We start from the raw sequence: 3,227 nt of genomic DNA, 5'->3' as shown, positions 1-3,227 counted from the left end.
CATTCAAGGGGAGGAAGAAATCAAGTCATCGGCTTATTAGTACCAGTCAGCTCCACACCTTACAGTGCTTCCACATCTGGCCTATCAACCCAGTAATCTACTGGGAGCCTCACCACCACAAGGGTGACGGAGATCTCATCTCGAGGCCGGCTTCCCGCTTAGATGCTTTCAGCGGTTATCCATCCCGAACGTAGCCAACCAGCCATGCCCTTGGCAGAACAACTGGCACACCAGAGGTCCGTCCAACCCGGTCCTCTCGTACTAGGGTCAGATCCTCTCAAATCTCCAACGCGCGCAGAGGATAGGGACCGAACTGTCTCACGACGTTCTAAACCCAGCTCGCGTACCGCTTTAATGGGCGAACAGCCCAACCCTTGGGACCAACTCCAGCCCCAGGATGCGACGAGCCGACATCGAGGTGCCAAACCATGCCGTCGATATGGACTCTTGGGCAAGATCAGCCTGTTATCCCCGAGGTACCTTTTATCCGTTGAGCGACAGCGCTTCCACAAGCCACTGCCGGATCACTAGTCCCGACTTTCGTCCCTGCTCGACCTGTCAGTCTCACAGTCAAGCTCCCTTGTGCACTTACACTCGCCACCTGATTGCCAACCAGGTTGAGGGAACCTTTGGGCGCCTCCGTTACTTTTTGGGAGGCAACCGCCCCAGTTAAACTACCCACCAGGCACTGTCCCAGAACCCGATCAGGGTCCGTAGTTAGATATCCAATATGACCAGAGTGGTATTTCAACAACGACTCCACCCAAACTAGCGTCTGAGCTTCACAGTCTCCCACCTATCCTACACAAGCCACACCGAACACCAATACCAAGCTGTAGTAAAGGTCACGGGGTCTTTCCGTCCTTCTGCGCGTAACGAGCATCTTTACTCGTACTGCAATTTCGCCGAGTTCACGGTGGAGACAGCTGGGAAGTCGTTACGCCATTCGTGCAGGTCGGAACTTACCCGACAAGGAATTTCGCTACCTTAGGATGGTTATAGTTACCACCGCCGTTTACTGGGGCTTAAATTCAAAGCTTCGACCCAAAGGTCTAACCTCTCCTCTTAACCTTCCAGCACCGGGCAGGCGTCAGTCCGTATACATCCACTTGCGTGTTAGCACGGACCTGTGTTTTTAGTAAACAGTCGCTTCCCACTGGTCTCTGCGGCCACCACACCCTTTCCCAAGCAAGTTGGTATAAGTGGATGGCCCCCCTTCTCCCGAAGTTACGGGGGCATTTTGCCGAGTTCCTTCACCATGATTATCTCGATCTCCTGAGTATTCTCTACCTGACCACCTGAGTCGGTTTGGGGTACGGGCAACAGCAAACCTCACGTCGATGCTTTTCTTGGCAGCATAGGATCACCTGCTTCCCCATACGGGTCCGCATCATGTCTCACCCAAAGCCGAAAACTCTTCATAATCGACGGGCTACACATTTACACCGGGACAACCATCGCCCGGCACAGGCTACCTTCCTGCGTCACACCTCACGCTCACCACCCCAGTATCGGGTTCGCAACCTCCACCCGCACATCACCCGAAGGATCCGTAACAGGCTTTGGATAGCTGAGCACTACTGGTTAGGTCTTTGACGGTTTACCGCCGGTACGGGAATATCAACCCGTTGTCCATCGACTACGCCTGTCGGCCTCGCCTTAGGTCCCGACTTACCCAGGGAAGATTAGCTTGACCCTGGAACCCTTGGTCTTCCGGAGGACGGGTTTCTCACCCGTCTTTCGCTACTCATGCCTGCATTCTCACTCGTGTGGCATCCACGACTGGTTCACACCGCCGCTTCACTCGCCACACGACGCTCTCCTACCCATCCATACGGCTGGACCACGAAGGCCTACCTATAAATATGAATGCCACAACTTCGGTGGCGTGCTTGAGCCCCGTTACATTGTCGGCGCGGAATCACTTGACCAGTGAGCTATTACGCACTCTTTCAAGGGTGGCTGCTTCTAAGCCAACCTCCTGGTTGTCACAGCAACTCCACATCCTTTTCCACTTAGCACGCGCTTTGGGACCTTAGTTGGTGATCTGGGTTGTTTCCCTCTCGACTATGAAGCTTATCCCCCACAGTCTCACTGCTGCGCTCTCACTTACCGGCATTCGGAGTTTAGCTGACGTCAGTAACCTTGTAGGGCCCATCGGCCATCCAGTAGCTCTACCTCCGGCAAGAAACACGCAACGCTGCACCTAAATGCATTTCGGAGAGAACCAGCTATCACGAAGTTTGATTGGCCTTTCACCCCTATCCACAGCTCATCCCCTCAGTTTTCAACCTAAGTGGGTTCGGTCCTCCACGACGTCTTACCGTCGCTTCAACCTGGCCATGGATAGATCACTTCGCTTCGGGTCTAGGACATGCGACTGAATCGCCCTATTCAGACTCGCTTTCGCTACGGCTGCCCCTCACGGGTTAACCTCGCCACATATCGCTAACTCGCAGGCTCATTCTTCAAAAGGCACGCCGTCACAGATACAAAGCCTGCTCCGACGGATTGTAAGCAAACGGTTTCAGGTACTATTTCACTCCCCTCCCGGGGTACTTTTCACCTTTCCCTCACGGTACTAGTCCGCTATCGGTCATCTGGAAGTATTTAGGCTTATCAGGTGGTCCTGACAGATTCACACGGGATTTCTCGGGCCCCGTGCTACTTGGGATACACACCACGCGGTAAAACCATTTCGGATACGGGACTCTCACCCACTCCGGTCGCCCATTCCAAGGCGTTCTCCTATAGCTTCACTCTCACGTCCGAAGGTCAGCAGCCCTTCACGGCACGTCCCGCAACCCCGACCATGCAACCCCTGCTAGGTATCACACATGACCGGTTTAGCCTCATCCGGTTTCGCTCGCCACTACTCCCGGAATCACTGTTGTTTTCTCTTCCTGTGGGTACTGAGATGTTTCACTTCCCCACGTTCCCTCTACCCGCCCTATATATTCAGGCGGGAGTCACCAGGTACGCACGCGCCCTGGCGGGGTTTCCCCATTCGGAAATCCTCGAATCATAGCCCGTTTATCGGCTCCCCGAGGCTTATCGCAGATTACTACGTCCTTCTTCGGCTCCAGATGCCAAGGCATCCACCGTTTGCTCTTAGAAACTTGAAATCACATAAGTATTCAGAAACACACACCCACCCGAACCCCAAAGGGATCCGCCAGGTGTGTGACCAATGAAATTAATTAGTATCAGCAGCACCACACCCGCCC

At 54.1% G+C, this 3,227-nt stretch carries 1 rRNA gene; it reads right to left on the bottom strand.

Annotation, left to right across the window (positions count from 1 at the left end):
• Positions 1-16 precede the first annotated feature (16 nt).
• Positions 17-3,125, bottom strand: a 23S ribosomal RNA gene (locus WFH23_RS14055).
• Between the last annotated feature and the right edge of the window lie 102 nt (positions 3,126-3,227).

Origin of the sequence: Leucobacter sp. USHLN154, assembly GCF_037145595.1 — a bacterium.
Classification (GTDB): Bacteria; Actinomycetota; Actinomycetes; order Actinomycetales; family Microbacteriaceae; genus Leucobacter; species Leucobacter alluvii.
The sequence above is the reverse complement of the archived record's forward strand: the minus strand, read 5'-3'. Positions and strand labels throughout refer to the sequence as shown.